This window comes from Falsihalocynthiibacter sp. S25ZX9 (genome assembly GCF_041205405.1).
GTDB lineage: Bacteria > Pseudomonadota > Alphaproteobacteria > Rhodobacterales > Rhodobacteraceae > Falsihalocynthiibacter > Falsihalocynthiibacter arcticus.
Map to the genome: position 1 here is coordinate 1 of NZ_JBGFCD010000276.1, position 293 is coordinate 293.

Annotated in this window: 1 protein-coding gene; it reads right to left on the reverse strand. The window is 54.9% G+C overall.

From position 1 onward, the window contains the following. Positions 1–293: M20/M25/M40 family metallo-hydrolase (locus tag AB9F29_RS22230; protein ID WP_369757291.1), on the reverse strand; the 293-nt coding region annotated here is incomplete at both ends.

A 293-nucleotide genomic window follows, 5' to 3' on the forward strand; every position in this document is an offset into this window, starting at 1 on the left:
AGGGTCCGCAAGTGCGGCCAAAGCAGGCATCAGACGGGCAACGGTTGGCATGGTGGATAGCCCGTCATGGGGAGCCGCCGCGTGGCTGGTTTTTCCCGTCAGCATAATTTTCAAACCCCGAGAAGCGCAATTGGCAGACGTTGCCGGAATTTGAATTTTCCCCACATCCTGTCCTGGTGCGTTGTGGAGTGAAAACAGGTAATCCAGCTTTAACGCCGCGAATTTCGGATCTTGAACAAGGGCTTTTGCACCCTGCCCTGTTTCCTCGGCGGGTTGGAAAATGAGTGCTACAG